Consider the following 26,695-nt stretch of genomic DNA (forward strand, 5'->3'; position numbering starts at 1 on the left):
CGAATAGCCTTGCCCATCAGGCATGTTGGCGAATCGACACATCGCCGCGATCGATCAATGACAATCATGACCATTCGCTAACACAAACAAGACAAGGCCGCGACGGCCGACATGCCCCACGCGTACAAGGTGCGGGCACTGAACGCGGCCTCGCCCGGCGCGGAGTCCGCACTGTCCCCCTGAGGTGTCGGCGACCCCCGGCGGCCTGACGGTCAAACGCGCGCAAAGATCCGTACAACCAAGCCGCGTCCTCACGAGTCCTGATCGTCAACGGCTTTGCCCGCCGTTGACGATCAGGAGCGAAGGAACGCATGAACCCAGCGAGACCCACGACGGCCGCGGTCGCCGGCGCCGTCGTGCTCATCACCGCGGCCGGCCTGCTCGTGGCCGCCAACTCCGCCTCCGCCGCGACGAGTTGCGCATCACCGGTCTACAAACGGCAGTTCTTCGCGAACACCACCTTCTCCGGTACGCCGAAGAAGACCGACTGCGATACGGCCATCGACCAGAACTGGGGCACGGGTGCGCCCGCCTCCGGCCTGCCGACCAACAACTTCGGCGTCCGCTGGACGGTGACACGCGACTTCGGCTCCGGCGGCCCCTTCGCCCTCCCCGTCGCCACCCAGGACGGCATCCGCGTCTACCTCGACGGCACCCGCAAGGTCGACATCTGGAAGAACGTCTCGACCACGGTGAAGAAGACCGTCAACATCACCATCCCCAAGGGCACGCACACCCTCCGCGTCGACTACGTCAACTGGACCGGCACCGCGAACGTCAAGTTCGCCTACACGCCCAGGACTTCGGCCACCGTCGACAAGGTCAAGCCCCTCACCCCGACGGGCACAGCGGTCACGTACGACAAGACCACCGGCAAAGCCAAGCTCACCTGGTCCAAGAACAAAGAGCTGGATCTCGCGAGCTACCGCGTCTACCGGCGCCTTCAGGGCAGCACAACCTGGACCAAGCTCACCACCACGACTGCCACCTCGTACACCAACACCCCGCCCGCCAACGGCGACACGTACTTCTATGAGGTCCGCGCCATCGACAAAGCGGGCAACGAGTCGACGGGCAGCGCCGACCGGTCGGTCGCTACACCCGACAAGACCGCGCCTGCGGTTCCCACCGGGGTCACGGCGGTAGACGAGCAGCCGGGGATCTCGCTGACCTGGAACGCCGTGCCGGGCGCGGCGAGTTACGTCGTCCACCGACGCTGGGAGACCGACGGCAACGACGAGCCGACGGTGAAGGTGGCGACGGTGGCGTCCGCCTCTTGGATCGATGCCACGGCCAGGGAGTACCTGTCCTACTCCTACTGGGTCACGGCGGTCGACAGTGCGGGCAACCTGTCCGCCAAGTCGGCGCCCGTCTTCCTCGGACGCGGCGACCACGCGCCCTCGGCGCCCACCGGCCTGGCGGGCACGACGGTGGCCAACGGCATCGCGCTGACGTGGCGGGCCCCGACCACCCCCTTCACCGAGGATCTGTGGAGCTACCGGATCTACAGGAAGGGGAGGCTCGTGGAGCAGATCCGCGCCACGCAGACCTCCTTCACCGACACCGAGGTCCGCCAGGGCACGGCGTACGCGTACACGGTGACCGCCGTGGACATCGTGGGCAACGAGTCCGTGGCGTCCGCACCCGCGACGGCCACCGCACCGGCGACCGGGCTCTCCCCGGCGCCCGTCGCAGGACTGCGGGGCTACCTGGCCCCCAACGGCAACCTCGAACTGACCTGGCAGCGCAGCTCCGAGGAGGACGTCGATCACTACGCCATCTACCGGGGCGTACAGGTCGACGGCGTCTGGCAGTACGTGAAGTGGTGGTACGAGGTGTCTCAGCCCTGGAGCGACGACGAGCCGCCCTACTACGTCCACGAGTTCCTCGAGGGGCAGGGCGAGACCGCCCGCTGGGCCGTCCTCGCCGTGGACAAGGCCGGCAACTCCCTTTTCAGCACTGGCGAGGACTTCTCCTACGTCACCGTCATCGAACCGGAGATCACCGAGTGACCCGCACCATCCGCACGATGGCAACTGCCCTCGTGCTCACCACGGCGGGCAGCCTGCTCACCGCAGCAGCCGGCTCCGCCTCCGCCGCTACGACCTGCACCTCGCCGGTCTACAAGCGGCAGTTCTTCGCCAACACCACCTTCTCCGGCACGGCGAAGAAGACGGACTGCGACAGCGCGATCGACCAGAACTGGGGGTCCGGAGCTCCCGTCTCCGGTCTCCCGAAGGACAAGTTCGGCGTCCGCTGGACCGTCACCCGCGACTTCGGCTCCGGCGGCCCCTTCGCCCTCCCCATCTCCACCCAGGACGGCATCCGCGTCTACCTCGACGGCACCCGCAAGGTCGACATCTGGAAGAACGTGTCGTCCACGGTGAAGAAGACCGTCAACGTCACCGTCCCCAAGGGCAAGCACACCCTCCGCGTCGACTACGTCAACTGGACCGGCACCGCGAACGTCAAGTTCGCCTACACCCCCCGCACCACGGCCACCGTCGACAAGGTCAAGCCCCTCACCCCGACGGGCACAGCAGTCACGTACGACAAGACCACCGGCAAGGCCAAGCTCACCTGGTCCAAGAACAAAGAGCTGGATCTCGCGAGCTACCGCGTCTACCGGCGCCTTCAGGGCAGCACAACCTGGACCAAGCTCACCACCACGACCGCCACCTCGTACACCGACACGACCCTGCCGAAGACGGGCAAGACGTACTACTACGAGGTCCGCGCCTACGACAAGGCGGGCAACTCCTCGGCCGGAACCGCCGACAAGCTCGTCACCACCGTGGACAAGACCCCGCCGGCCGCGCCGTTCGTCGAGATGGACGCGTGCGCGTCCCTCGAGCCCTACGCGGCCCCGCAGCTCGTCACCACCGCGGAGAACAAGGCCGACATCGCCTGGTACGAGATGCAGCGGCTGAACGCGGCCACCGGCGCCTGGAGCACCATCTACTCCGGTGCCAAGGGCGCGATCTGCGACACCGGGTACCGCTTGGACGGCAGCAAGGTCACCTACCGCGGGCGGGCCCGTGACGCCGCCGGGAACTGGTCTGCGTACTCGGCCGCCACCACGGTCACCACCTCCGACCTGACGCCGCCGGCACCCGTCACCGACGCCCGCATCGAGTACGAGTCGGGAGTTCCCCACCTGGTGTGGTCGCCCGCTGACGGGGCCGCCTCGTACCAGGTACTGCAGTACGTCCCGTCCACCGGCGGGTACCTCGACGCCCTGGCCGCGAGCACGGGTACGACGGTCACCACGACGACCGCGACGGACGTCGTCCCGATGCAGCGGCTGGCCGTCTCCGACTCCTACCGGTACGTGGTCCGGGCGGTGGACGCGGCCGGTAACGCCGCCGCGCCGGCGGAGGTCGAACTCGTCCTGGCGGAACGGCCGGAGCCCGTCACCGCCCATCAGGTGACCGCGGCCGCGTACGGCAAATGGGGCGTGCAGTTGGACTGGCGCACCTCCGACCCCTGGGGGATCGACGACAGCACGCGATCCTCCTTCCGGATCCTGCGGACGGACACCACGACCGGGACCAGCACCGTCGTGGACCAGTGCGTCTCCCACATGTCGCCCGACAGCGGGACGCTCGAATCCCCGTACACGTACACCTTCTCCTGGGCCTCCGGCACCGACCCCGCCTACGCGAAGGGCAGCCCCACCGCCATCTCCTCCTGCCTGGACGCCTCCGGCGAGTCCGAGACCGCCTACGAGTACCGCGTCATCGCGGTCGACTCCTACGGGCATGCCTCGGAGCCCAGCACGGCCTCGGCAACGGCCACCACGCCGGACACCCTGCGGCCAGGGCCCGTCACCGACCTGACGGCGGAGCGGATCCCGATGGGTGTGCGGCTCACCTGGACGGCCCCGACCGACGACCCCGACCCGGTCCAGGGATACCTGGTGTGGCAGGGCAGCACCGATCCGGACACCGGCGAGACGGTCTGGAAGCGCAACTGCTGGGGCGGGGACTCCCTGGGCGAGACCGAGATCCTGTGCGCGACCGTCCCCGACGGGAAGGAGCACGTGTACCGGGTCGTCGGGTACGACTACCAGCCGGGCACGGACGCGGGCGTGGAGGACTACGACGAGTCGGAGTACATCCCGATGAGCTACCACCCGGTGGACGTGCGGGTCACCCTGCCCGACACCCGGCCACCGGGATGGACGGGCACCGGGGTCGGCGAGGCCCCGTACCCGAACCTCTACCGGAGCTGCAACGACAGCCTGTTCTCGACCGTTCCCTGCACGGTGTACCTGGGTTACGACTACCGGGTGGAGCGGTGGGACCCGGCCGGCGGGGCATGGTCCACGCTCGACGCGGGGGTGGTGAGCGACTCGTGGCCCGTGTCCTCCACGGACACGACCGTGTACGCGGACCGTCTGGGCCTCTACTACTACCGCGTGGTGTACATCAGCCCCGAGGGGGTCGAGGAGACCGTGCGGAGCGAGGCGTACGGGATCTGGGCCAGCTGGTTCTGACCCGAGCGGAGTGCCGCGTACGACGAAGGGGCCCGGAGGTTCAACCTCCGGGCCCCTTCACGCAGTTGTGCCGACGGCTACTCGGGCGACCGCTTCGGCCGCCACACCACCAGCGCACTCGTCTGCTGAACCTCCTGGTACGGAACCAGGTCACGCCGGTACGAGGCATGGACGGCCGCCTCGCGCTGCTGCATCGCGGCTGCCGCGCCGTCCACCGCCGACTGGAGTTCGGCGACGCGCTGCTGGAGCGCGGCGACCTGGTTCTCCAGCTCGATGATGCGCTTGATACCGGCGAGGTTGATGCCCTCGTCCTGCGACAACGCCTGGACGGCGCGCAGCAGTTCGATGTCGCGGGCAGAGTAGCGCCGGCCGCGCCCGGCCGTGCGGTCGGGAGAGACCAGGCCGAGGCGGTCGTACTGACGCAGGGTCTGCGGGTGCAGGCCGGAGAGCTGGGCCGCCACCGAGATGACGTAGACCGGCGTCTCCTCGGTCAGTTCGTACGGGTTGCGTCGACGGCCGGTTCCATCCATGGCGTCCTCATGCTCCCTTCGCGGCCTGGAACAGCTCCGCCCGCGGGTCCTCTCCCGCGGTCGCCTCGCGATACGCCTCCAGGGCGTCACGAGCCTTGCCCGACACGTCCGTGGGGACCGACACCTCGACGGTGACCAGCAGGTCTCCGCGGGTGCCGTCCTTGCGGACCGCGCCCTTGCCGCGGGCGCGCATGGTGCGGCCGTTGGGCGTGCCCGGCGGCAGCTTCAGGGTCACCGCGGGTCCGCCCAGGGTGGGCACCTTGACCTCGCCGCCGAGGGCCGCCTCCGCGAAGGTGACGGGAACGGTGACGGTGAGGTTGTCGCCCTTGCGGCCGAAGACCGGGTGGGCGTCGACGTGGACGGTGACGTACAAGTCGCCCGCGGGGCCGCCCCGTTCACCGGGGGCGCCCTTGCCGCGGAGGCGGATGCGCTGGTTGTCGCTGACGCCGGCCGGGATACGGACCTGCATCGTGCGCGAGGACTTGGCGCGGCCGCTGCCGCTGCAGACCTCGCAGGGGGTCTCCGCGATCAGACCGCGGCCCTTGCAGTCGGGGCAGGGGTCGGTGAGGGAGAACCCGCCGCCGGAGCCCCGGGCGACCTGGCCGGTGCCGACGCACGTCGGGCACACGCGGGGTGTGCCGTTCGCGTCGCCGGTGCCCGAACAGGCCTTGCAGGGCGCCTGGGAGGTCATCCGCAGCGGAACCGTCGCGCCGTCCACCGCCTCGGTGAAGCTGAGCGTCACCTCGGTGTCGATGTCCTGGCCGCGCCGGGGCTGCGTACGGGTGCCGGTGGTCGCGCCGCCGCGGTTGAACAGCCCGCCGAACACGTCGCCGATCCCGCCGCCGAAGCCGCCGCCCTGCGGACCGCCGCCCTGGGTGCCGCCTCCGAAGAGGTCACCCAGGTCGAAGTTGAAGTTGCCGCCGCCGGCACCGGGGCCCGGACGGAAGCCGCCGTTGCCGAAGAGGGCGCGTGCCTCGTCGTACTCCTTGCGCTTTTTGGGGTCCCCGAGGATGTCGTTCGCCTCGGAGATCTCCTTGAAGCGCTCCTCCGCCTTGGCGTTGCCCTTGTTGGCGTCCGGGTGGAACTCGCGGGCGAGCTTCCGGTACGCCTTCTTGATCTCGGCCTCGGTGGCGTCCTTGGGGACGCCGAGGACCTTGTAGTAGTCCTTCTCGATGAAGTCCTTGGTGCTCATCCTCGACGTCCCTCCTCTCTCATACGTTCAACGTCAGCCCTCGTCCGGGCCACCGCTCTCCTTGTCGTCCGCCGCGTCGGCCGCCGTGTCCTCGGACTTGACGGGCTGCGCACCGGGCTGGGGCTCGGCGACGGCCACCCGCGCGGGGCGGATGGTGCGCTCGCCGAAGCGATACCCCGGCTGCAGAATCGCCACGCACGTCGTCTCCGTGACGTCCGGCGCGTACGAGTGCATCAGGGCCTCGTGGATCATCGGGTCGAAGGGCTCGCCCTCCTTGCCGAACTGCTGAAGTCCCATCTTCGCCGCGACGGACTCCAGCGACTCGGCCACCGACTTGAAGCCGCCGACCAGTTCGCCGTGGTCCCGCGCGCGGTTGATGTTGTCGAGCACGGGGAGGAGCTCGGTCAGGAGGTTCGCGATGGCGACCTCCTTGACCGCGATCCGGTCGCGCTCGACCCGGCGGCGGTAGTTCTGGTACTCGGCCTGGAGCCGCTGGAGGTCCGCCGTGCGCTCACCGAGCGCCGTGCGCACCTGGTCCAGCTGGGCCGTCAGACCGGCCAGTTGTGCCTGTGCTGCTGCTGATTCGTCCCCGGCCGGGGCCGCCCCCGAAGGGGCGGCCGCCGACTCGGCGTCGTCAGGGGTGGCGCCGGAAGGGACGTCAGGCTTCTCTTCGAAGCCCGGGGTCTCCTCCGTCACGCGGCACCGTCCTTGCGGTCACGGTCCTCGTCGACGATCTCCGCGTCGACCACGTCGTCGTCGGACCTCGGCGCCTCGGCACCGGGGGCGTCACCCGCGGCCTGTGCGGCGTTGGCGTCGGCGTACATCGCCTGGCCGAGCTTCTGCGAGACCGCGGCGACCTTCTCGGTGGCGGTGCGGATCTCGGCGGTGTCCTCGCCCTTGAGCGCGGCCTTCAGCTCCTCGACGGAGGCCTCGACCTCGGTCTTGACCTCGCCGGGGACCTTGTCCTCGTTGTCCTTGAGGAACTTCTCCGTCTGGTAGACGAGCTGCTCGCCCTGGTTGCGGGACTCGGCGGCCTCGCGGCGGGCGTGGTCCTCCTCCGCGTACTTCTCGGCCTCTTCGCGCATCCGGTTGACCTCGTCCTTCGGCAGCGAGGAGCCACCGGTGACGGTCATCTTCTGCTCCTTGCCCGTGCCAAGGTCCTTGGCCGTGACGTGCATGATGCCGTTGGCGTCGATGTCGAAGGCGACCTCGATCTGCGGGACACCACGCGGGGCCGGCGGCAGGCCGGTCAGCTCGAACATCCCGAGCTTCTTGTTGTACGCCGCGATCTCGCGCTCGCCCTGGTAGACCTGGATCTGCACGGAGGGCTGGTTGTCCTCGGCGGTGGTGAAGATCTCGGACCGCTTGGTCGGGATCGTCGTGTTCCGCTCAATGAGCTTCGTCATGATGCCGCCCTTGGTCTCAATACCCAGGGACAGCGGGGTCACGTCGAGGAGCAGGACGTCCTTGACCTCACCCTTGAGGACACCGGCCTGGAGGGCGGCGCCGATGGCGACGACCTCGTCCGGGTTGACACCCTTGTTGGCGTCCTGACCGCCGGTCAGCTCCTTGACGAGCTCGGCGACGGCGGGCATACGGGTGGAGCCACCGACGAGAACGACGTGGTCGATCTCGGACAGCTGGATACCGGCGTCCTTGATGACGTTGTGGAACGGCGTCTTGCAGCGCTCCAGAAGGTCGGCCGTCAGCTGCTGGAACTGGGCGCGCGTGAGCTTCTCGTCCAGGTGTAGCGGGCCCTCGGCGGAGGCCGTGATGTAGGGCAGGTTGATCGAGGTCTCGGTGGACGAGGACAGCTCGATCTTGGCCTTCTCGGCAGCCTCACGGAGGCGCTGGAGGGCCATCTTGTCCTTGGCCAGGTCCACGCCGTGACCGGAGCGGAACTGCTGGACCAGGTAGTCCATGACCCGCTGGTCCCAGTCGTCACCACCGAGGTGGTTGTCGCCGTTCGTGGCCTTCACCTCGACGACGCCGTCGCCGATCTCGAGCAGCGAGACGTCGAAGGTGCCGCCACCGAGGTCGAAGACGAGGATCGTCTGGTCGTCCTTGTCGAGGCCGTACGCCAGGGCGGCGGCCGTCGGCTCGTTGACGATACGCAGGACGTTCAGGCCCGCGATCTCGCCGGCCTCCTTCGTCGCCTGACGCTCGGAGTCGTTGAAGTACGCCGGAACGGTGATGACCGCGTCCGTGACCTTCTCGCCCAGGTACGCCTCGGCGTCGCGCTTCAGCTTCTGCAGGATGAAGGCGCTCATCTGCTGCGGGTTGAAGTGCTTCCCGTCGAGCTCGATCTTCCAGTCCGTACCCATGTGACGCTTCACGGACCTGATCGTCCGGTCCACGTTCGTGACCGCCTGGCGCTTGGCGACCTCGCCGACGAGCACCTCACCGTTCTTCGCGAAGGCGACGACGGACGGCGTGGTCCTGGCACCCTCGGCGTTGGTGATGACGGTGGGCTCGCCGCCCTCCAGAACGCTGACGACGGAGTTAGTCGTGCCCAGGTCGATGCCGACCGCACGTGCCATTTCAATTCCTCCAGCAATGACTTGAGTGGAACGGACTCAAGTGTGCACGACGCCCGCCGCGTGGTCAACAGAGCTGAGTCGAGGAGGCTCAACTCTTATCTGTTTCTTACGCGCACCTTGCGTCTGACCTGGGGATAGTCAGCCCGTCCGGCGTTTGAGGACGAGCCCTTCGGGCGTTCGGGGGTCTGGGGGCGGAGCCCCCGGGGGACGGGAATGGGTAGGGGCGGCGGGGGCGAGAAAGAGGCCCCACACCCCCCAAGAGCACCACCACGGCAGCAACCCCCGCCACCCACCACGCGGCGCCCGCACCCACCCACCCCAGGTCGATGAGCAAACCAACGAGCGCCCCACCGAAAGCCGCCGCACCGATCACCACCATCACCCCCCGCGAAGTCAGCCCGCCCCGCCGAAGCCGATGAGCAAGATGCCCACCCGGCCCCCGAGCGGCAAGGGCGAGATCCACAAGCCCCACAGCCGTCAGCGAGAACAGCGCCGCCACCCCGGCCCCCGTCTCCCGCCCCCCATGGACAACCACCGCCGCCCCGGCCAGCACGAACCCGGCGAACAACGCCCCGCACCGCCCCGGCACGATCCGCGCCGGAGGCCGCCCCTGCATCAGGAACCCGGTGAGCGCCGCCGCCAGCACACTCAGCAGCGCCGCCGTCCCGTCCATGACCTCGGCCGCCGCACACCCGCTCAACGCGAAGGCGGTGACGACCCCGACGGTCCCCATCACCCCGTCGGCGTGATCGAGCGAGACGAAGGCGAACGTCACGAAGACGATCCAGGCGACGCCCAACACCCCGCCCAGCAGCCCGAGTTCGCCGTACGGCACGGTCAGCGCGGCGGCGAGACCCACACCGCCCACCTGGACCGCGAGCGGCACGGCCCGCAGATCGGCGACAAGGCCGAGCAGCGCGACCCCGATCCCCGCCACCAGCAGCCGCCCGGCATCGGTCCCCAGCGGAGCAACGTCCGTCCACTCCCCCGCTCCGGCCACGAGCGCCGTCCCCCCGACCACCGCCACCCCGCCCAGCAACGGAACCACCCGCAACCGCCGCCGCTCGACCACCCCGAAGCGCAGGGCGAACATCCGCAGCAGGGCGGCGAGCGCGGCGGTGAGGAGCAGGGCGGCGATGGCGGCGACGATTCCGTACAACACCCAGCTAATTTAGGCCCGAATGTCGCAAATGTGTCGCAGATAACACGATCGGGTTTACGTGTCGATCCGCGACCCCGACAAACAGGCACCGCCGGTCAGGGCAGCCTCAGCGACGCAGATCACCGCACCGCTGGCTACAGTGCGGCGAAAGAAGTGGGTAGTCTCAGACCGACTGCATAAGTTACCGCTTAGTAATCACCGCAATCACCTCCGAGATCACCCTCGGAGCAACACCTCGCAGGCCCGAGGAGCCCCCAATGCAACTCGCCGCGATCATTGTGTCGCTGGTACTCGCCGTGGTCGGCGTGGCGCTGTTCAGCAGAGCCATCGCGCAGATCTACCGGTTCGTACGGCTCGGCCAGGACGTCCCCGCGGGAACCCGCACCGACGACTGGACCGCGCGCACCGTCACGGTGGTCAGGGAGTTCCTCGGCCACACCCGGATGAACCGCTGGGGCATCGTCGGTGTGGCCCACTGGTTCGTCGCCATCGGCTTCTTCTCGCTGATCGCGACCCTCGTGAACGCCTTCGGGCAGCTCTTCCAGGCCGACTGGGTGCTGCCGATCGTCGGGCACTGGCTGCCGTACGAGGTCTTCGTCGAGTTCATCGGCCTGATGACGGTCCTCGGCATCCTCACGCTGATCGTGATCCGCCAGCTGTCCCGCCCCGGCCGCGCCGGCCGGAAGTCGCGGTTCGCCGGGTCCAACACCGGCCAGGCCTACTTCGTCGAGTCGATCATCCTCATCATCGGCCTCGCGATCATGACTCTGCGCGGCATGGAGGGCGCCCTCGTCGGCGTGCACCACTACGAGGCCGCGTACTTCGCCTCGTACCCGATCGTCGCCACCTTCAGGGACACGGACGTCAGCACGCTCCAGAACCTGATCTACCTCACCGCGATGATCAAGATCGGGACGTCCTTCATCTGGATGATCACGGTCGCGCTCAAGACGGACATGGGCGTCGCCTGGCACCGCTTCCTCGCCTTCCCGAACATCTGGTTCAAGCGCAACGCCAAGGGCGCGACCGCGCTCGGCGCGCTGCTGCCGATGACCTCCGGCGGCAAGGACATCGACTTCACCGACCCCGGTGAGGACGACGTCTTCGGTGTCAGCCAGGTCGAGCAGTTCTCCTGGAAGGGCATCCTCGACTTCTCCACCTGCACCGAGTGCGGGCGTTGCCAGTCGCAGTGCCCCGCCTGGAACACCGGCAAGCCGCTGTCCCCGAAGCTGCTGATCATGTCGCTGCGGGACCACGCGCACGCCAAGGCGCCCTACCTCCTCGCCGGCGGCGGCAAGGACGCCGAAGGCAACGAGAAGGCCACCAAGGAGCAGCTCGCCGACGTGCCCGCGGCCGCCCTCGCGGAGGCCGAGCGCCCGCTGATCGGCACCTTCGAAGAGAACGGCGTCATCGACCCGGACGTCCTGTGGTCCTGCACCACCTGCGGCGCCTGCGTCGAGCAGTGCCCGGTCGACATCGAGCACATCGACCACATCGTCGACATGCGCCGCTACCAGGTGATGATCGAGTCCGCCTTCCCGTCCGAGGCCGGCACGATGCTCAAGAACCTGGAGAAGAAGGGCAACCCCTGGGGCCTGGCCAAGAAGCAGCGCCTGGAGTGGACGAAGGAAGTCGACTTCGAGATTCCGGTCGTCGGCAGGGACCTCGAGGACCTCGACGAGGTCGACTACCTGTACTGGGTCGGCTGCGCGGGCGCCCTCGAGGACCGCGCCAAGAAGACCACCAAGGCCTTCGCGGAGCTCCTCCACATGGCGGGCGTCAAGTTCGCGATCATGGGCGGCGACGAGAAGTGCACCGGTGACTCCGCCCGCCGCCTCGGCAACGAGCCCCTGTTCCAGGAGCTCGGCATGGAGAACGTCGCCGCGCTGAACATGGCGTTCGGCGAGGACGACGAGGACGAGAGCACCAAGAAGCCGAAGTCCGCGAAGAAGATCGTCGCCACCTGCCCGCACTGCCTGAACACGCTCGGCAACGAGTACCCGCAGCTCGGCGGCGACTACGAGGTCATCCACCACACCCAGCTGCTCCAGCACCTCATCGACGAGGGCAAGCTGATCCCGGTGACCCCGGTGGAAGGCCTGATCACCTACCACGACCCGTGCTACCTCGGCCGCCACAACAAGATCTACTCGCCGCCGCGCGAGATCATGTCCGCCGTCCCGGGCCTGCGCCAGCAGGAAATGCACCGCCACAAGGAGCGCGGCTTCTGCTGCGGCGCCGGTGGCGCGCGCATGTGGATGGAGGAGCGCATCGGCAAGCGCATCAACAACGAGCGCGTGGACGAAGCCCTGTCGCTCAACCCCGACATCGTCTCCACCGCCTGCCCGTTCTGCCTCGTCATGCTGACCGACTCGGTCAACGGCAAGAAGAACGACGGCCAGGCCAAGGAGTCCATCCAGGTCGTGGATGTGGCTCAGCTGCTCCTCGACTCCGTCAGGACGCCGGTCGACCCGGCGGGCACGGCGGAGGCGGAGAGCACGCCGGAGCCGGAGCCGGTGAAGTGACCTAGGGAGTACGTTGGGAGTACGCCCGCGAACGCCGTAGGGGCTGAGGAAACTCGGTCCCTACGGCGTTTTCGCTGGGCGTCAGGACGTACATCAGGACCTCAGGACGTACGTCAGGACGCGCTGAGTTCCTGCGTACCCAGCACCCCGAGAAGCGCCATCCGTTCGGCGTCCTCCGTACCGGGCTCAGCCGTGTAGATCATGATCCGCAGGTCGCTGCCCGCGACGCTCAGCACATCGCAGTCCAGCGTCAGGGGGCCCACCTGCGGGTGATCGATGGTCTTGCGCGACGCCTCGGGCCGGCCCACGGCGCCCGATTCCCACAGCTCGGCGAACCGGGCACTGTTCGCGCGCAGTTCCGCGATCAGCTTCCGCAGCCGCTGGTCCGCCGGATAACGGATCGCCGTCGCCCGCAGCTCGGCGACCTGCACGGCCTCCAGCGTGCGCAGCCCCTCGGGTGTGTGGCGGACGCGGCTGTTGCCCGAGCCGAGGAAGTTGCGCCACACCGCGTTGCGTTCGTTGCCGTGCCGCTCGCCCATCAAGGCCACGTACAGGGGGTTGGCGAGCAGCAGCGTCCACGCCGCGTCACTGACCGCGACCGGCGTCCCGGTCAGCCGGTCCAGCAACCGCTGAACACTCGGCGTGATGAACGCGGGCACCGTGCCCTGCCCCGGCGGTACGAGCCCGGCGACATGGAACAGATGCTCGCGCTCCGCTCCGGACAGCCGCAGCGCCCTGCCCAGGGCCTCGACGACCTGCTCCGACGGGTTGGCCGCGCGGCCCTGTTCGAGGCGGGTGACGTAGTCGACCGAGATCCCGGCCAGCAGCGCCAGCTCCTCGCGGCGCAGCCCGGCCGCGCGCCGATGGCCGCCGGCTGGCAGCCCGGCCGCCTCCGGGGAGACCCGGTCGCGCCAGCGCCGCACCGCATGCCCGAACTCCGTGGTCGCCATGGATCCACTGTGCACCGCGCCGCTGGGATCGTCCTGGTACTGCCAGTCCCAGGAAGACGGGACGCCTGGCTGACCGTCCGGCCCCGCCGCACCGTGGAGACATGACAACGACACTGATCACCGGAGCGAACAAAGGTCTCGGCTTCGAGACCGCCCGCCGTCTCGTCGCCGCGGGCCACACCGTTTACATCGGAAGCCGGGACGCCGAACGCGGGCGCCTGGCCGCCGAGCGACTGGGCACGCGGTCGGTCCAGCTCGACGTCACCGACGACGCCTCCGTGGCGGCCGCGGTGAAGGCCGTCGAGGCCGACGGAGGACTGGACGTACTGATCAACAACGCGGGCATCGAGGAGCGGGGTGACAACAACACCGTGATCGGCGCCGCCGACGTGACCGCCGACCTGATGCGGTCGACGTTCGAGACGAACGTCTTCGGCGTCGTGCGCGTCACCCACGCCTTCCTGCCGCTGCTGCGCCGGTCCGCCGCCCCGGTCGTGGTGAACGTGAGCAGCGGCCTGGCCTCGATGGCCCGCGTCACCGCCCCGGACACCCCGACGTACGCCTACCCGGGCGTCGCCTATCCGGCCTCGAAGACCGCGGTCAACCTGATCACCGTGCAGTACGCGAAGGCGTTCCCGGAGATGCGGATCAACTGCGTCGAGCCGGGCTACACCGCGACCGACCTGAACGGCCGCACCGGGATACAGACCGTCGAACAGGGCGCCGAGATCATCGTCCGCATGGCCCAGGTCCGCCCGGACGGCCCCACCGGGGGCTACTTCGACGCCGACGGCCCGATCCCCTGGTGAATCCCATCCCTTCGGCTGGTGAATTCCAGCCCTTCGGGAACCCAAGTCCGCCGATAAGCCCCAAGTGACCCACCGCGCACGTCAGTCCCCTTAACTCCCCGCCGTAACAAGGCCATCATGTGCAGGTTGCTGTCGAGGGTGTGTTCGAGATGGATGGTGCGTGTGCGAGGAAACGGGAGCGGGATACGTACGGCGGCTGCCGGGCTCGGATGCGTCCTGCTGCTGGCGGGACTGGCCGGATGCGCCGGGACCGGCACGGACGAAACCAAGCCCGCCGCCACGCACGACCCCATCACCGTCGCCAAAGCCCCCGCCAAGCTCCCGGTCCCGCGCGGCAAGGGCAGCAAGACGCCGGACGACTTCAACGGTGACGGCCACCCCGACCTCGTACTGAACGACCTCGTCAAGGGCCCCGACGACACCCACGGCGACGACGCGGGCATCGGCATCGTGTACGGATCCGTCCGCGGCCTCACCCCCGGCGCACGCCAACTCCTCAGCCCTGCCCGGCAGGCGGCCCCCACCGACGGCCAACTCCCCGCGCTCTTCGAAGCGGAGGCGAGCGGCGACCTGGACGGGGACGGCTTCACCGACCTCGTCGTCTCCACGGACCCGCCGTACGACGGACAGGGCATGCCCCCCGTACCCCTCCAGATCCTCTTCGGCTCCCCCTCGGGCCTGACCGGCAAGGCGGTCGAGCTGACCATCCCCGCGCAGGCACGTTCCGGCAACGATTGGCCGGACCAGCCGGTCCCCGGCGACTTCGACGGAGACGGTGCGACGGACCTCGTAGTCCACGCCTCGAACGGCCAACTCACCTATCTCCGCGGCCCGTTCACCCGCAAAGGCGCCCCGCGCGCGGCGGGCGCGCCCCTCGCTTCCCCGGGCAACGTGCCCACGGGGACCGCGGCCGACGTGAACCACGACGGCTACGACGACCTCCTCGTCCGTACGGCGGAGAGCGCCGCCACCTCCGCGATCGTCCTCGGCGGCCCGGCGGGCCCCACCCGCACCGGCGCCGCCCTGCCCACCGGCATCGACGTCGCCCTCGGCAACTTCGGCAAGGGCAAGGCCCTGGACGCGGCGGTCGGCGCCATGGGCGGAACCTCCCTGCGCTACGACCTGCCCGGCACCACCCGCGGCAGCATCACCACCGCGGGCTCGGTGCTCGACTCCGGCGACTTCGACGGAGACGGCCTGAGCGAACTCGTCTCCAGCGGTTCGCAACTACGAATACTGCGAGGCCGTACGGCCGGTCTCGCCACGGCGGGCATGGTGACCGTACAGCCGCCCGCCCAGGGCACCACCCGCGTCCTCACCGTCGCCGACTTCACCGGGGACGGACGGGCGGACCTGGTGGTCCGGACGTACCCGGGAGAGACGAAGGACACGGTCGCGCTGTACCCGGGCGGCGGCAGCACGAACCTGGTCGCCCCGAAGCCGACGGTCACCTTCTCCACCTCGGAGTTCCTGGGAATGGACTCCTGACACCGGCTGCTCCGCAGGGTCCTGTGCCCTCCCGTAGGGGGCACCTGTGATTCCCCCTAGTCTTCTGAGTCAGGACTTCTATTCAGATGTATAGGCTTGTTCCATGGCACGGACGGGGCGGCCGAAGGCCGAGTTGACGCTGTCGGACGAGGAACGGGCCGCACTCGAGGGGTGGGTGCGGCGACATTCCACGCCGCAGGCATGGGCATTGCGGTGTCGGATCATCCTGGCCTGTGCCGCGGGTGCGTCGAACAAGGACGTGGCTGCTGAACTCGGCTCCACACCTCATGCGGTGGGCCGCTGGCGGGCCCGGTTCGTGCAGTACCGGATCGCTGGTCTTGGAGACATGCCGCGTCCGGGCGGTCCCAGGACGGTGACGGACGAGCAGGTCGCCGCGGTGATCGCCAGGACACTGGAGTCCACTCCAAAGAACGCGACGCACTGGTCGACGCGGGCGATGGCGAAAGAGATGGGTCTTTCGCAGTCGTCGGTGTCACGGATCTGGCGGGCCTTCGGCCTGCAGCCGCACCGGTCGGAGACCTTCAAGCTGTCGACCGATCCGTATTTCGTCGACAAGGTCCACGATGTCGTCGGCCTCTACCTGGACCCGCCCGAGCGGGCCCTGGTGTTCTGTGTCGACGAGAAGTCGCAGATCCAGGCGCTGGACCGGTCCCAGCCCGTCCTGCCGATGATGCCCGGGGTTCCCGAGCGGGCAACGCACGACTACGTCCGGGCCGGCACCACCACCCTGTTCGCGGCCCTTGAGGTCGCCACCGGCAAAGTGATCGGCTCCCTGCACCGCAGACACCGTGCCGAGGAGTTCAAGAAGTTCCTGACCAAGCTCGACAAAGAGGTGCCTGCCGGCCTGGATGTCCACCTCATCTGCGACAACTACGCCACCCACAAAACCCCCGCCATCAAGAAGTGGCTGCTGGCCCATCCCCGCTTCCACCTGCACTTCACGCCGACCGGATCGTCCTGGCTGAACCTCGTCGAGCGCTGGTTCGCCGAACTGACCAACAAACAGATACGGCGAGGCGTCCACAGGACCGTCCAAGCGCTGGAGAAGGACATCCGCACCTGGATCGCCGCCTGGAACACCGATCCGAAGCCCTACGTCTGGACGAAGACCGCGGACGAGATCCTCGAACGCCTCGCCAGTTATCTGAATAGAATTCCTGACTCAGAAGACTAGGTGATGTCACAGATAGGCCCCAAAGCCCGGCCCGCGCCCCGGCTCCCGCACGTCACTCTCCGGGACCAGGTACGTTCGATAACGTGGCTGGATTCAGGATCGGACGCGGCCGGGACAACCGCGCCCCGCAAGGGCGACCGCAACAGCAGCAACCGTCGTACGGGCAGCAGGCCCCAGGGCCTCCTCAGGGAGGCCGGCCGCCGTACGGCTACCCACCCGCGCCGCAGCAGCAGCCGTACGGCGGGCAGCAGGGCGGCTGGCCCCAGGCCGGGCCCGGCGGTGGTGGCTACGACGAGCCGGAGTACTTCGGTGACGGGCACCCGCAGCAGGGCCCGGACCCGTACGCCGCGAACCAGCCCGGGCACACCCAGGCCTTCTCGGTCGGCGAGGACCCGTACAACCAGGGCGGTACCTACCGCGCCGGTCAGACCGCGGCCCCGCCGGTGGGCCCCCGCCTGCACTGGAAGGACCTGCTGAAGGGCATCATCACCCGCCCCAACCCGACCTTCCTCCAGATGCGCGACTACGCGATGTGGGCCCCGGCCCTGATCGTGACGTTCCTCTACGGCCTGCTCGCCGTCTTCGGCTTCGACGGAGCCCGCGAGGACGCGATAAACGCCACCCTCTCGAACGCGATCCCGATCGTCCTGACGACGGCCGTGGCGATCGTGCTCAGCACCTTCATCCTGGGCGTGGTCACCCACACCCTGGCCCGCCAGCTCGGCGGCGACGGCGCCTGGCAGCCCACGGTCGGCCTCTCGATGCTGATCATGTCCCTCACGGACACCCCGCGCCTGGTCGTCGCCATGTTCTTCGGCGGCGACGCGTCCTTCGTCCAGCTCCTGGGCTGGGCGACCTGGGTCGCCGCGGGCGCTCTGCTGACCCTCATGGTCAGCAAGTCCCACGACCTCCCGTGGCCGAAGGCGCTCGGCGCCTCGGCGATCCAGCTGATCGCGATCCTGTCGATCATCAAGCTGGGTACGTTCTAGTACGTCCAGTACGTCTCGTACGTACGTGAAGGCCCCCGGCGTTTGCGCGCTGCCGGGGGCCTTCACGGTGTCCAGGGGAGGGTCAGGCGTCGAGAACCTGCCCGGCCCTCTTCACGACGGGCGGCTCGACACTCCACGGGAAGTTGATCCACTCATCGGTCCGCTTCCACACGTACTCGCACTTCACCAGCGAGTGGGACTTCTCGTAGATCACGGCGCTGCGGACCTCGGCGACGGCGCCGACGCAGAAGTCGTGCACCAGCTTGAGCGTCTTGCCGGTGTCGGCGACGTCGTCGGTGATCAGGACCTTCTTGTCGGAGAAGTCGATGGTGTTGGGGACGGGGGCGAGCATGACGGGCATTTCCAGGGTGGTCCCCACACCGGTATAGAACTCGACGTTCACCAGGTGGATGTTCTTGCAGTCGAGGGCGTAGGCGAGCCCGCCGGCGACGAAGACACCCCCGCGGGCGATGGAGAGCACGATGTCGGGCTCGTACCCGTCGTCGGCGATGGTCTGGGCGAGCTCGCGGACGGCGGTGCCGAACAGCTCGTAGGTCAGGTTCTCCCGCACGTCTGCGTCGCTCATACCTGGGTCCGATGGAAGTTGAGGAAGGAGCGGGACGCGGTCGGCCCGCGCTGCCCCTGGTAGCGGGACCCGTACCGGTCGCTGCCGTACGGGAACTCGGCCGGCGAACTGAGCCTGAACAGGCACAGCTGCCCGATCTTCATCCCCGGCCAGAGCTTGATGGGGAGAGTCGCGAGATTCGACAGCTCAAGGGTGACGTGCCCGGAGAACCCGGGGTCGATGAACCCGGCCGTGGAGTGCGTGACGAGCCCGAGCCGCCCGAGCGAACTCTTGCCCTCGAGCCGCGAGGCGAGATCGTCAGGGAGCGAGATGACCTCGTACGTGCTGGCGAGGACGAACTCCCCGGGATGCAGGATGAACGGCTCATCGCCCTCGGGCTCGACGAGCCGGGTCAGATCCGCCTGTTCGACGGACGGATCGATATGCGGATAGCGGTGGTTCTCGAACACCCGGAAGTAGCGGTCGAGCCGCACGTCGACACTCGACGGCTGCACCATGGATTCGTCGTACGGATCGATCCGCACCCGTCCGGCATCGATCTCGGCCCGGATGTCCTTGTCTGAGAGAAGCACGCCCCGAGGATACGCGGGGACTGTCAGCAATTGCGCACAGTCCCCCGCGCCTCACCTACGGCCTACTGCTTCAGACCGCTACTGCTACCACTTCTCCTGCCGCTGACTACCGCTCGCTACCGCTTCTCCAACGTGACCGGTACGACGTTCCGGAGCCGCGCACAACGCGGACACCGGATGAGCCGACCAGGGCCGAGCCGCTCGGCCTGCTGCATCGGGAACGAAGCGGTGCTGAACACGTGCCCCTCGGCACAACGGACGACGGTGCGCTCCATCAAGTCCTCAGAGTCCCTTCCCCAGAGCCGCGTCTGACTGACGACGAAAGCCCACATTACGGGACGTAAGGGATGCCCCTCCAGGCGGCACTCCGGTCACACACAGACCCTCTTCCGCGCCCCCACCGTACGCCCCAACTCCGGTCCCCCGCAGCCGCATCCCCCTCCCCGAAACGCACCGTGGCCCCACGGCTTCAACGCCGGGGGCCAGGCATGAGGTAGAGTGAGCGGGCATTCGACACCGGCCCAAACCGGCGTCTTACGCGGGTGTAGTTTAGTGGTAGAACATCAGCTTCCCAAGCTGAGAGTGCGAGTTCGATTCTCGTCACCCGCTCCATTTGAAGCCCCCAGGTCGATGACCCGGGGGTTCTTTGTTGTCTAGACCGGTGGGCGAGGTGCGCACCACAACCGCACCATAGGGGCTTGGCTAGCTTCCGGTGGGCTTCCCTTTGTGGTGCGCGCGATCGCCGTTGTGGTGCTTCGCACGTTCGGCACGGACCATGTCGTCGAGTCCGGCCGCAAGGTCGCGCTGCCGCTCCTCGTCGGAGTGCTGATAGATCAGCGCGGCCTTTTCGGAGGACTGGCCGGCCCGCACCATCGTGTCCTTGAGAGTGGCGCCCGAGCGGGTCGCAAGTGTGTGTCCAGTGTGGCGAAGGTCGTAGAAGCGGAAGCCGTCCGGGAGGCCGACGACCGTGCGGGCCCGACGCCACTTCCGACCGAACGACGTGCGCCGGAAGGGCGCACCCTTCTCGCCGACGAAGAGCAACCCGTCCGGCCCCTTCTCTACGAACCACGCGAGGTGTTGCTTCACGTCCTTGTGCCGGCCTACCGGTCCCGCTCACCGGCGAAGGCCCCCACGGTCCATGAAGCGGACCTGGACGACGCTCTCACTCGCAACGAACTTGCCCGCGCCATCCTCGCGACGGAGAGCCTTGAGGAAGCCGAGCAGTACAGCCGCGAAATCTGCGGCTACTTGGAGATCGACTACGAGCGGAACAAGGCCAGTTGGCTCGGCAGCCAGCCGGAACAGAAGCTCGACCCGGAGGGCACGCTCCTACAACTCGACCAGTTCGAGGCCGATGCCCGCAGTCGCGGCATCACACACACGACGTTCCGCAGGATCACCGAGGCACTCGGTCTCAACGGCAAGCAGCGCCAAGACCTCAGAGCCCTACTGCTCAGCAGCCGGCCGGAACAGTACGAGGCTCCGCTTCGGCGCATCCCAGCTGGACCCGCCGCCGCTCCGCCGAAGTCCGCTGCTGATCCGCACCTGCGGTACAAACCTGGCCGCCCCTGGTGAACGGGGTCTGGGGGCGAAGCCCCAGGAACTTATTGTTCCCGCACCTCAGCGGAGCTGCTTAGGGCCTGTCTCGAAGTCGGGTGTGAGCTCGTGACAAGATCCCGGGATGCTGCGACTCACCGATTTCATTATCGACTGCCCGGACACGATGAAGCTGGCGGCTTTCTACTCCGAGGTGACGGGCCGTCCGATCAAGGAAGGCAGCTCCGAGGACTGGGCCGGCATCCAGTTCGGCGAGATCGAGCTGGCATTCATCCGGGTGGACGACTACCGCGCTCCGCAGTGGCCCGACAGCGAGCACCCCAAGCAGTTCCACCTCGACTTCGAAGTGGACGAGATCGAGTCCGAGCAGCGCCGCGTCCTCGACCTCGGCGCGACGCTTAGGCAGGACTTCATCGGCCCCAACGGCTACGGCTGGCAGGTCTACACCGACCCGATCGGCCACCCCTTCTGCCTGTGCCGCAACAAGGGCGTCATCTGGACCGACCAGGGCCCGATCTGGCCCAAGCGCGACTAATAGACACGCCCCAGCCGAAGTGCCTGAGTTCAGATGAGGCTTAACGCTTCTACGTCGGTTGAGGCTTAACAGTTCTAGCCTGTCGTGCCCAAACTCTGCCCCTGAGTCTTGGACGCGACTGACAGCGGGACCGCCACCAGTAGAGGAAGGTGCGCGCCGTCGGATACGTCGCCCTCGGTCGTCGACGGGTGCGTTTACCTGATCGTCAGCGTTCCTGAGCTTCCCGGCAGCTCCAGTCCGGGCCAGGATGATCCGCATGTCGGAGACGAGTGCTACAGCCGAGCAGACCGTCGACGCAGATGCTGTGGGCCCAGCCCGCAGGGGGCGGATAACGCGGCGCCGGGTGATCTGGGTCTTCGTCGCCGGCATCGTTGCGGTCGTAGTGGCCGTGCCGCTGACGGGCAAGGTGTGGTTGGCCGGGTTCCAGCCGCTCACGGCGGGTGGCAGCCAGCCCTACGCGACATCGTCGACCGACGCCTGGGAAGTGGACTCATTCCTCGTTGACGGCCGGGCTCTTATGGTCAAGAACGACTACGGTGCCACACTCACACTGCATCAAGAGATCCACAACGCCAGTTCGCGGAGCATCAAGATCATCGATCCCGGGCCGGCGCTGGCTGACTGGCGCCAGAGCCATGCGCCGTGCCTCTGGCAGCCGGTGCGGGCGCAATTCACAGCCGTTGATGAGGATGCCCCCGCTCTTGAGGTGCCCTTCAGGCTGGAACCGGGGGAATCGATCATGCTCGAACTGATCGGCCGGATCGGCGAACCAGGCTGCGATGGCCCCAAGAGCGCTTTCACCGGCTCCGAGATCGCCGTTCCGCTGCGCTTCAGCGTCTTCGGAATTTCGCGCACCCAGAGCATTCCGCTCGGGCTCACGATCTGGGAGACCGACGAACCCGAACGTGGCCTCGGTCTGGACATCAGGAAGCTTGAAGCGGACTGAGCATCAATCCGGGACCGGACACCAGCCCGCCAGCCGCCCGGAGGGCCAACCGGGCGCGCAGCCGTCAAGCATCAAGTGACGTCAGCGCGTCAAGCATCAACCGAGACCGGACAATGGCCTGCCAGGCAGATGAGTGTCTAACTGCGTGACAACCACGAGGCACAACCGCGAACAACCGTGGACGTCAGCGGACCATCAGCGCAGGTGACTGGCACAGCCGCCCAAGGACAGCGAGCGCCCCAAGTTACTTCGGGACGAAGCGGTCTGTGGGTAATGCATGTCGGACTTGCTGGGCGCGGGCTAACCGGTAGCCGTCCATCAACGTGTCTGTGTCAGGGGACGGAGGCTTCATGCCACAGGGTTGAACAGTGGCGCGGACCGTTCGTCCGACAACTTGAACGATGCGTTCAGGACGCTCACCAGCGAACTCGCACGGGCTGATGCCAAGGCAAGCATCGTGCTGGCGATGACCGGCGTGGGCGCAGGCCAGCACCGATCCGACCGTTCTGCAGCAGCTCCGCCGGCACTGCACAGGAGTATGGGGCCGCAGTGCCCTCCGCTCAAGCTACGGTCTCGTAGAGCCACCGGCGAACCACGGTGTAACCGTCAGGAAGCTCGTCCCCTACCAGTTCCCTATACCTCGCCTTGGCCTCTTCGCTGGCGTGCTGGCCAGCGGGGAGCCTCCGCAGGAAGGGGTCACGGTCAGGGCCGAGGAAGGACTGACGAGATTGGTCCGCCTCTTCAGGGGCTGAGAGCGGGTCCCAATCCTCGACCTCGTACCTCTCGGCGTCCCGCCCTTCGATGCGACTGGCGATCGTGGCGGCCAGGATCACGCCGCCGATGGCCAGAGTTGCGCCGCCAGCGGCGCGGAACCTCGGCTCGTGCTTCTTGCACCAGTTCTTCGCCTTGGCGAAACGGGTGGGCTCGCCATCCTCGGGGGGCGTGAAGTCGTTCACGCTCACATATCTATCGGACCCATCCCTCACCTGTCAGGCAATCACCCGACATCGCCCGATCAAGTTCCTTACGTTGTTGGTGGGTTGATCCGGTCACTCCTTACGTTGTTGGTGGGTTGATCCGGTCACTCGTAGGATCGGGAGGCCCAGGTCAGTGGCCTGAGGCTTGTTTGTTGGTGCGAAGTCGCCGAAGCCCTCGACACCCCCGCTGTCCCCTTACCCCGGATTACCCCGGAGCGGCGCAACCTGGGCGCCACTCGCGCTCTTTGGTCGGCCGGTTTTGTTGCGGTTGGTGGTATGGCCAGGGTCCAGCACACGCGGCAGCATGGACCGTCGGCAGCCAAGGGGGGCACGCCGAGGCGCAGACGGGGCGTGAGTGGGCCATGGGATTAGGCAGAGAGCTCGGCAAGGACGCGGACAGTTCCGCGACCATCGACAGCTTGTTGTTCAACGCGCCTTCCGTACCGCTGGGTGTCATGGGTGGCGCGCACGGCCAGGGGCTGGAGCAGACGGAGACGACATGGCTGTTGAGTGCGGCGGCCTACCTGCGACCTGATTCCATAGCGGAGTTCCGCACGTGGCAGAAGAAAGAGCGGGCCGAGCTCAAGAAGAAGCTGACGCCCGAGTTCGTGCAGAAGCGGCTGGACAAGAAGCAGAAAGCGCAGAAGGACGCCAACGCGGACGAGGTGCCCGCGAAACCACAGCCGAAAGTGATCATCGGGCACGGCTATGTTCGCTGGGTACGCAACCGCCTCGCCGCCGGCCGCCCTGTGCCCGCCTTCGGTTTCGAACTCACCCCAGTCGTCGAGCGCTGCACCGCCGCCGAGGATCTGCTGTACCTTCGGCGGGCCGTCATGACCCTCGCCGTACTGGCCGGACTCGCGTGTCTGCGCACCACAGCCGCCGAGTTGGCCCCCGTTGTGGTGGTCGCGGGCTTATGGGCCGCCTTCTACCTCGACCGGCTCCTCGCTCACCGCCGCCTCGTGCAGATGACCGGAGGATCCATCGAGACGGGCACCCTGGCACGCGGCCTCACCCGCAAGAGCCGCCGTGCCCTGACGGCCGTCAGACAGCTCAAGTTCGGGAGGGTAATCCCGTACGTCACCGAGATCCGCGCGGGCGGCCCCAGATATCACTTCCTCGGAGCGGGAAAAGTCTGGTATGAGGCCCCGATCGGCATCGACGTCCTGCCCGCGCAGCCAAAGCCCGAGAACGACGACGGACCTCTCTCCGCTGTCCCGGGTCCCCGTACGACCGGACCGGAGCCGGCCGGTGTCAGACGGTTCACCCCGGACGAGTTACTCGCGCATGTCGTACGCGAACTCAAGCGCGGTGCCGCGCCGAGCCCGGACTTCCACCCGGACAACCGGCTCGAAGCGTACGGCGTCGCCGCGATCTCCGCCGAGCGCTGGAAGGGCATCACTCCTGAGCTGTGGACGGCACTGAACGTCCTGGCCGAACACGGCGCACAGGCCGTCGGCGCGGAACGCGCTCCGAAGGTGGCCCGCCGGTTCCTGTGCGCCCGGGTCATCTCCTGGGACGGTGAACTGGCGGCCTCGGTCTTCGTGGGCTTCGCCTATGAGGACCACTATCTGAGGGTCACCGTCCGCCCCCACGTGATGAACCCTCTCCACCCCACGCTGCGTTCCGCCGACGGCGAGGCCAGCAAGTCCGGCTGGTCCTGGCACCGCCGCGCCTGGCTCGCCTCGGCCGTGGACGTGGCGCTGGTGTTCGTCCGGCTGTTCAACCCGGGAAAGAACCGCCGGCGCCCAGAACTCGACGAGCAAAAAGGGCCGGTGAGCCTGCGCGAGGCGTACTCGACCCGGTATATGGACGACATGCTCCAGTACGACGACGCACGCCGCTACATCGAGATGATGCAACGGCGCATCTTCGACTCGGTCGAGAGGTTCCTTGAGGATCACAACGTCGACACCGGTTCCTACGTGCAGCAGACCACGGTCATTCTCCAGAACTCCGGCGTCATCAACTACGGCGAGATGGGCTCCGTACAGAACCAGCCCGGAGCCGTTGGTTCTCGGATGAACGCCCAGCCCCCGCCGACAGGAGGAATAGCGTGATCCGCAGGAACAGCCAGCCCCCGGACGCCAATTCCGGCGTCGTGAACTACGGGGCGATGGGGAACGTCCAGAACCAGCCGGGTGCCACCAATTCCCACCAGAACCAGACCAACACCGGCTCTGGCTCGGATCAGTTGAAGGAATTCTCCGCTCTGCTCGACCGCATCCGCCAGCAACTGGCGGCCGAGCAAGGACGCGTCAACGACTACCAGCAGTGCGTCGTCCTTCTCGATCTCACCGCCCAGCAACGCCTCGACGACACCGGCGGCCGCACCGTGGCGAGGACCACGCTGGAACAGATCCTGACCAAATGCGATGGCATCCCCGGACTCGTTTCCCTGCTGAGTTCCGCTCTCTCTTTGATCGCCACCTTCGCCTGACAGCGAGGACGACCCGAGGGCTAGGGTCACATGGCGCGGGGACAGGGGAGCACCCGTTCGGAAACCTTCCCATCCACAACCTGTCGGGCGGTGAAAACGTCTCAGGCGATGTCGTGGACGTTGTGCTCGGTCAGGTCGGATGCGTGCCGGGCAATGGCACGGTAGTCCGCATCGTCGTGGAGGACGGCCAGGCCGTGATGAGCCGCTGTAGCGGCGATGACGAGGTCCACGGCCGAGGCACTGCGATGCTCTCCGGCCTGGGCCATACGGTGTTGCACCGCGCCGATCCAGCGTCCTGCGTTCTTCGGCACCGGGACGTCGGGGTAGAGGTCAGTGAACATTTCCGAGATCTCGTCGTACTCCCGACCGTTTCGGGCGCTGTACAGGAACTCGGCGCGCTGCACGTAGCAAGATGCGATGGCCCCGGCATCGATCGCGTCGTACCAGGCCGATTGCAGCTTCGGCTCGCGGAGCAGCCGGACCAGACCGGACGTGTCGAGCAAGTAGATCACCGGCCGTCCTTCTCCGCCCGGTGCAGGCGCTCGGCGTCCTCGACGGCACCCCACTCACGCGCGCGCTCGAAGTGCCGGCTGATGCGCGCCGCACGCTCCTGCTGCTCGGCGTAGAAGTGCAGAGCGAGATTGACCGCCTCCTTCTTGGTCCTGACCTTGGACAGAGCCATGGCACGTTCCAGGGCGTCATCGTCGATGTCGATCTGGGTCACAGACATACCGCACCTCCCACTAAATGTTGGTGATGTACATGGAAGAATACGTCACCAACATTCGAGGATCCACGTCTGAGCGCCGAATCCCGGTATGCGCAGTCGCGACGGACACTCCGCAGCTGTGTCCGTGCTCCATCCACAGGTGTGTGCAGTCGTGATGTCGCCGCTCAGTCGACCTGCGAGTCGAGTCGTCCCGAGCCGGAAGTGCGCCTCACAGGCCGCCGTCGCCCATCCGTCACGACGCCGTGCCCACAGCGTGCCCATAGGACCGGTGAACCACGGTCAACAGCGGTGAGATCCCGCCCCCTCGGACGCCTCGCGGGAGCACATACGCCCAGGTCAGAAGCTCCCCGGCACCCCAAGCGCCGTCGCTTCCCAAGCTGAGAGTGCGAGTTCAATTCTCGTCACCCGCTCTTCTTGAAGCCCCAGGTCATTCGCCTGGGGCTTGTTCTTTGCCGGGCGGCAGAAATCAGTTGC

22 protein-coding genes, 1 tRNA gene and 2 pseudogenes are annotated in these 26,695 nt (G+C 67.7%); 13 read left to right on the forward strand and 12 right to left on the reverse strand.

All coding sequences use genetic code 11. The annotated features are described in order from the left end of the window. Nucleotides 1–311 precede the first annotated feature (311 nt). Together OG246_RS07480 and OG246_RS07485 are read left to right on the forward strand one after the other, a co-directional pair. The gene (locus tag OG246_RS07480; protein ID WP_266457654.1) at nt 312–2,012 is read left to right on the forward strand and encodes a fibronectin type III domain-containing protein; all 1,701 of its coding nucleotides are present in this window, start codon (nt 312–314) and stop codon (nt 2,010–2,012) included. A gap of 17 nt (nt 2,013–2,029) precedes the next feature. Next, the gene (locus OG246_RS07485; protein ID WP_266457657.1) at nt 2,030–4,498 is read left to right on the forward strand and encodes a PA14 domain-containing protein; all 2,469 of its coding nucleotides are present in this window, start codon (nt 2,030–2,032) and stop codon (nt 4,496–4,498) included. A 77-nt stretch (nt 4,499–4,575) separates the two neighbouring features. Here OG246_RS07485 and OG246_RS07490 read toward each other — a convergent pair whose 3' ends face one another. The 5 genes from OG246_RS07490 to OG246_RS07510 all read right to left on the reverse strand — a co-directional run bounded on the left by OG246_RS07490 (nt 4,576) and on the right by OG246_RS07510 (nt 9,922). Next, nucleotides 4,576–5,028: a helix-turn-helix domain-containing protein gene (locus OG246_RS07490; protein WP_266457660.1), complete on the reverse strand. Its 453-nt coding sequence runs from the start codon at nt 5,026–5,028 to the stop codon at nt 4,576–4,578. Between the two features lie 7 nt (nt 5,029–5,035). Next, the gene (dnaJ, locus tag OG246_RS07495; protein ID WP_266457663.1) at nt 5,036–6,220 is read right to left on the reverse strand and encodes a molecular chaperone DnaJ; all 1,185 of its coding nucleotides are present in this window, start codon (nt 6,218–6,220) and stop codon (nt 5,036–5,038) included. A gap of 33 nt (nt 6,221–6,253) precedes the next feature. Then, on the reverse strand, nt 6,254–6,916 hold the full coding sequence (gene grpE, locus OG246_RS07500; RefSeq protein ID WP_266457665.1) for a nucleotide exchange factor GrpE: 663 nt from the start codon (nt 6,914–6,916) through the stop codon (nt 6,254–6,256). Next, on the reverse strand, nt 6,913–8,760 hold the full coding sequence (dnaK, locus tag OG246_RS07505) for a molecular chaperone DnaK (RefSeq protein ID WP_266457668.1): 1,848 nt from the start codon (nt 8,758–8,760) through the stop codon (nt 6,913–6,915). Before dnaK ends, grpE begins: the two co-directional genes overlap by 4 nt. A 106-nt stretch (nt 8,761–8,866) precedes the next feature. After that, the gene (locus OG246_RS07510) at nt 8,867–9,922 is read right to left on the reverse strand and encodes an undecaprenyl/decaprenyl-phosphate alpha-N-acetylglucosaminyl 1-phosphate transferase (protein ID WP_266457671.1); all 1,056 of its coding nucleotides are present in this window, start codon (nt 9,920–9,922) and stop codon (nt 8,867–8,869) included. A 257-nt stretch (nt 9,923–10,179) separates the two neighbouring features. On the opposite strand from OG246_RS07510, the gene OG246_RS07515 reads away from it, so the two are divergent. Beyond that, entirely contained in the window at nt 10,180–12,447 is a 2,268-nt protein-coding gene (locus tag OG246_RS07515) for a (Fe-S)-binding protein (RefSeq protein WP_266457674.1), read from the forward strand. A gap of 113 nt (nt 12,448–12,560) precedes the next feature. Here the strand turns inward: OG246_RS07515 and OG246_RS07520 are convergent, their stop codons facing one another. Further along, complete coding sequence (locus OG246_RS07520) at nt 12,561–13,397, reverse strand: helix-turn-helix transcriptional regulator (RefSeq protein WP_266457677.1); 837 nt, start codon at nt 13,395–13,397, stop codon at nt 12,561–12,563. Nucleotides 13,398–13,498: 101 nt separating this feature from the next. Here OG246_RS07520 and OG246_RS07525 point away from each other — a divergent pair, with 101 nt between their 5' ends. The 4 genes from OG246_RS07525 (at nt 13,499) to OG246_RS07540 (ending at nt 17,878) form a co-directional block, all read left to right on the forward strand. Continuing rightward, nucleotides 13,499–14,206, forward strand: a complete 708-nt coding sequence (locus OG246_RS07525) for an SDR family NAD(P)-dependent oxidoreductase (RefSeq protein WP_266457680.1) — start codon at nt 13,499–13,501, stop codon at nt 14,204–14,206. A 231-nt stretch (nt 14,207–14,437) separates the two neighbouring features. Then, the gene (locus OG246_RS07530) at nt 14,438–15,694 is read left to right on the forward strand and encodes a VCBS repeat-containing protein (RefSeq protein WP_266463957.1); all 1,257 of its coding nucleotides are present in this window, start codon (nt 14,438–14,440) and stop codon (nt 15,692–15,694) included. A gap of 103 nt (nt 15,695–15,797) precedes the next feature. Beyond that, complete coding sequence (locus OG246_RS07535) at nt 15,798–16,889, forward strand: IS630 family transposase (RefSeq protein WP_266457682.1); 1,092 nt, start codon at nt 15,798–15,800, stop codon at nt 16,887–16,889. Nucleotides 16,890–16,972: 83 nt separating this feature from the next. After that, nucleotides 16,973–17,878 (forward strand): Yip1 family protein, encoded by a 906-nt coding sequence (locus OG246_RS07540; RefSeq protein ID WP_266457685.1) that lies wholly within the window; start codon nt 16,973–16,975, stop codon nt 17,876–17,878. Nucleotides 17,879–17,960: 82 nt separating this feature from the next. Here the strand turns inward: OG246_RS07540 and OG246_RS07545 are convergent, their stop codons facing one another. Together OG246_RS07545 and dcd are read right to left on the reverse strand one after the other, a co-directional pair. Next, a complete protein-coding gene (locus tag OG246_RS07545; RefSeq protein ID WP_266457688.1) occupies nt 17,961–18,464 on the reverse strand; it encodes a phosphoribosyltransferase in 504 nt (167 codons plus the stop codon). Beyond that, complete coding sequence (gene dcd / locus OG246_RS07550; protein ID WP_266457691.1) at nt 18,461–19,036, reverse strand: dCTP deaminase; 576 nt, start codon at nt 19,034–19,036, stop codon at nt 18,461–18,463. Before dcd ends, OG246_RS07545 begins: the two co-directional genes overlap by 4 nt. A gap of 538 nt (nt 19,037–19,574) precedes the next feature. Here dcd and OG246_RS07555 point away from each other — a divergent pair. Then, nucleotides 19,575–19,648: transfer RNA gene (locus OG246_RS07555), tRNA-Gly, on the forward strand. 90 nt (nt 19,649–19,738) lie between these two features. On the opposite strand, the pseudogene OG246_RS07560 reads toward OG246_RS07555, so the two are convergent. After that, nucleotides 19,739–20,128 (reverse strand): annotated as a pseudogene (locus OG246_RS07560) (site-specific integrase); the annotation flags it as partial. A gap of 2 nt (nt 20,129–20,130) precedes the next feature. Between OG246_RS07560 and OG246_RS07565 the strand changes: the two are divergent. From OG246_RS07565 to OG246_RS07575, 3 genes and pseudogenes are all read left to right on the forward strand, one after another. Beyond that, nucleotides 20,131–20,536 (forward strand): annotated as a pseudogene (locus OG246_RS07565) (DUF1152 domain-containing protein); the annotation flags it as partial. 181 nt (nt 20,537–20,717) lie between these two features. Continuing rightward, nucleotides 20,718–21,128 carry a VOC family protein gene (locus tag OG246_RS07570; RefSeq protein ID WP_266457694.1) on the forward strand — a complete coding sequence of 137 codons (411 nt, stop codon included), beginning with the start codon at nt 20,718–20,720 and terminating at the stop codon, nt 21,126–21,128. Between the two features lie 256 nt (nt 21,129–21,384). Continuing rightward, entirely contained in the window at nt 21,385–22,074 is a 690-nt protein-coding gene (locus OG246_RS07575; RefSeq protein ID WP_266457697.1) for a hypothetical protein, read from the forward strand. 560 nt (nt 22,075–22,634) lie between these two features. On the opposite strand, the gene OG246_RS07580 is transcribed toward OG246_RS07575, so the two are convergent. Further along, nucleotides 22,635–23,030, reverse strand: a complete 396-nt coding sequence (locus tag OG246_RS07580; protein ID WP_266457699.1) for a hypothetical protein — start codon at nt 23,028–23,030, stop codon at nt 22,635–22,637. A gap of 383 nt (nt 23,031–23,413) precedes the next feature. Between OG246_RS07580 and OG246_RS07585 the strand changes: the two genes are divergently transcribed. Both OG246_RS07585 and OG246_RS07590 read left to right on the forward strand, forming a co-directional pair. Then, nucleotides 23,414–25,111, forward strand: coding sequence for a hypothetical protein (locus OG246_RS07585; protein ID WP_266457702.1), 1,698 nt, complete (start codon nt 23,414–23,416; stop codon nt 25,109–25,111). Continuing rightward, the gene (locus tag OG246_RS07590) at nt 25,108–25,491 is read left to right on the forward strand and encodes a hypothetical protein (RefSeq protein ID WP_266457705.1); all 384 of its coding nucleotides are present in this window, start codon (nt 25,108–25,110) and stop codon (nt 25,489–25,491) included. Before OG246_RS07585 ends, OG246_RS07590 begins: the two co-directional genes overlap by 4 nt. A gap of 101 nt (nt 25,492–25,592) precedes the next feature. Here the strand turns inward: OG246_RS07590 and OG246_RS07595 are convergent, their stop codons facing one another. Both OG246_RS07595 and OG246_RS07600 read right to left on the reverse strand, forming a co-directional pair. Further along, nucleotides 25,593–26,003 (reverse strand): PIN domain-containing protein, encoded by a 411-nt coding sequence (locus tag OG246_RS07595; RefSeq protein WP_266457708.1) that lies wholly within the window; start codon nt 26,001–26,003, stop codon nt 25,593–25,595. Further along, the gene (locus OG246_RS07600) at nt 26,000–26,221 is read right to left on the reverse strand and encodes a type II toxin-antitoxin system VapB family antitoxin (RefSeq protein ID WP_266457711.1); all 222 of its coding nucleotides are present in this window, start codon (nt 26,219–26,221) and stop codon (nt 26,000–26,002) included. The genes OG246_RS07595 and OG246_RS07600 overlap by 4 nt, the downstream gene beginning before the upstream one ends. Between the last annotated feature and the right edge of the window lie 474 nt (nt 26,222–26,695).

Origin of the sequence: Streptomyces sp. NBC_00620, from assembly GCF_026341825.1 — a bacterium.
Taxonomy (GTDB): Bacteria; Actinomycetota; Actinomycetes; order Streptomycetales; family Streptomycetaceae; genus Streptomyces.

What these genes read in the sequence shown, in the direction of transcription:
- dnaK (WP_266457668.1), bottom strand. Translation starts at nt 8,760, where the DNA reads ATGGCACGTGCGGTCGGCATCGACCTGGGCACGACTAACTCCGTCGTC.
- OG246_RS07545 (WP_266457688.1), bottom strand. Translation starts at nt 18,464, where the DNA reads ATGAGCGACGCAGACGTGCGGGAGAACCTGACCTACGAGCTGTTCGGC.
- OG246_RS07525 (WP_266457680.1), top strand. Translation starts at nt 13,499, where the DNA reads ATGACAACGACACTGATCACCGGAGCGAACAAAGGTCTCGGCTTCGAG.
- OG246_RS07490 (WP_266457660.1), bottom strand. Translation starts at nt 5,028, where the DNA reads ATGGATGGAACCGGCCGTCGACGCAACCCGTACGAACTGACCGAGGAG.
- dnaJ (WP_266457663.1), bottom strand. Translation starts at nt 6,220, where the DNA reads ATGAGCACCAAGGACTTCATCGAGAAGGACTACTACAAGGTCCTCGGC.
- OG246_RS07600 (WP_266457711.1), bottom strand. Translation starts at nt 26,221, where the DNA reads ATGTCTGTGACCCAGATCGACATCGACGATGACGCCCTGGAACGTGCC.
- OG246_RS07485 (WP_266457657.1), top strand. Translation starts at nt 2,030, where the DNA reads ATGGCAACTGCCCTCGTGCTCACCACGGCGGGCAGCCTGCTCACCGCA.
- OG246_RS07515 (WP_266457674.1), top strand. Translation starts at nt 10,180, where the DNA reads ATGCAACTCGCCGCGATCATTGTGTCGCTGGTACTCGCCGTGGTCGGC.
- OG246_RS07570 (WP_266457694.1), top strand. Translation starts at nt 20,718, where the DNA reads ATGCTGCGACTCACCGATTTCATTATCGACTGCCCGGACACGATGAAG.
- OG246_RS07575 (WP_266457697.1), top strand. Translation starts at nt 21,385, where the DNA reads ATGTCGGAGACGAGTGCTACAGCCGAGCAGACCGTCGACGCAGATGCT.
- OG246_RS07535 (WP_266457682.1), top strand. Translation starts at nt 15,798, where the DNA reads ATGGCACGGACGGGGCGGCCGAAGGCCGAGTTGACGCTGTCGGACGAG.
- OG246_RS07520 (WP_266457677.1), bottom strand. Translation starts at nt 13,397, where the DNA reads ATGGCGACCACGGAGTTCGGGCATGCGGTGCGGCGCTGGCGCGACCGG.
- OG246_RS07480 (WP_266457654.1), top strand. Translation starts at nt 312, where the DNA reads ATGAACCCAGCGAGACCCACGACGGCCGCGGTCGCCGGCGCCGTCGTG.
- OG246_RS07585 (WP_266457702.1), top strand. Translation starts at nt 23,414, where the DNA reads ATGGGATTAGGCAGAGAGCTCGGCAAGGACGCGGACAGTTCCGCGACC.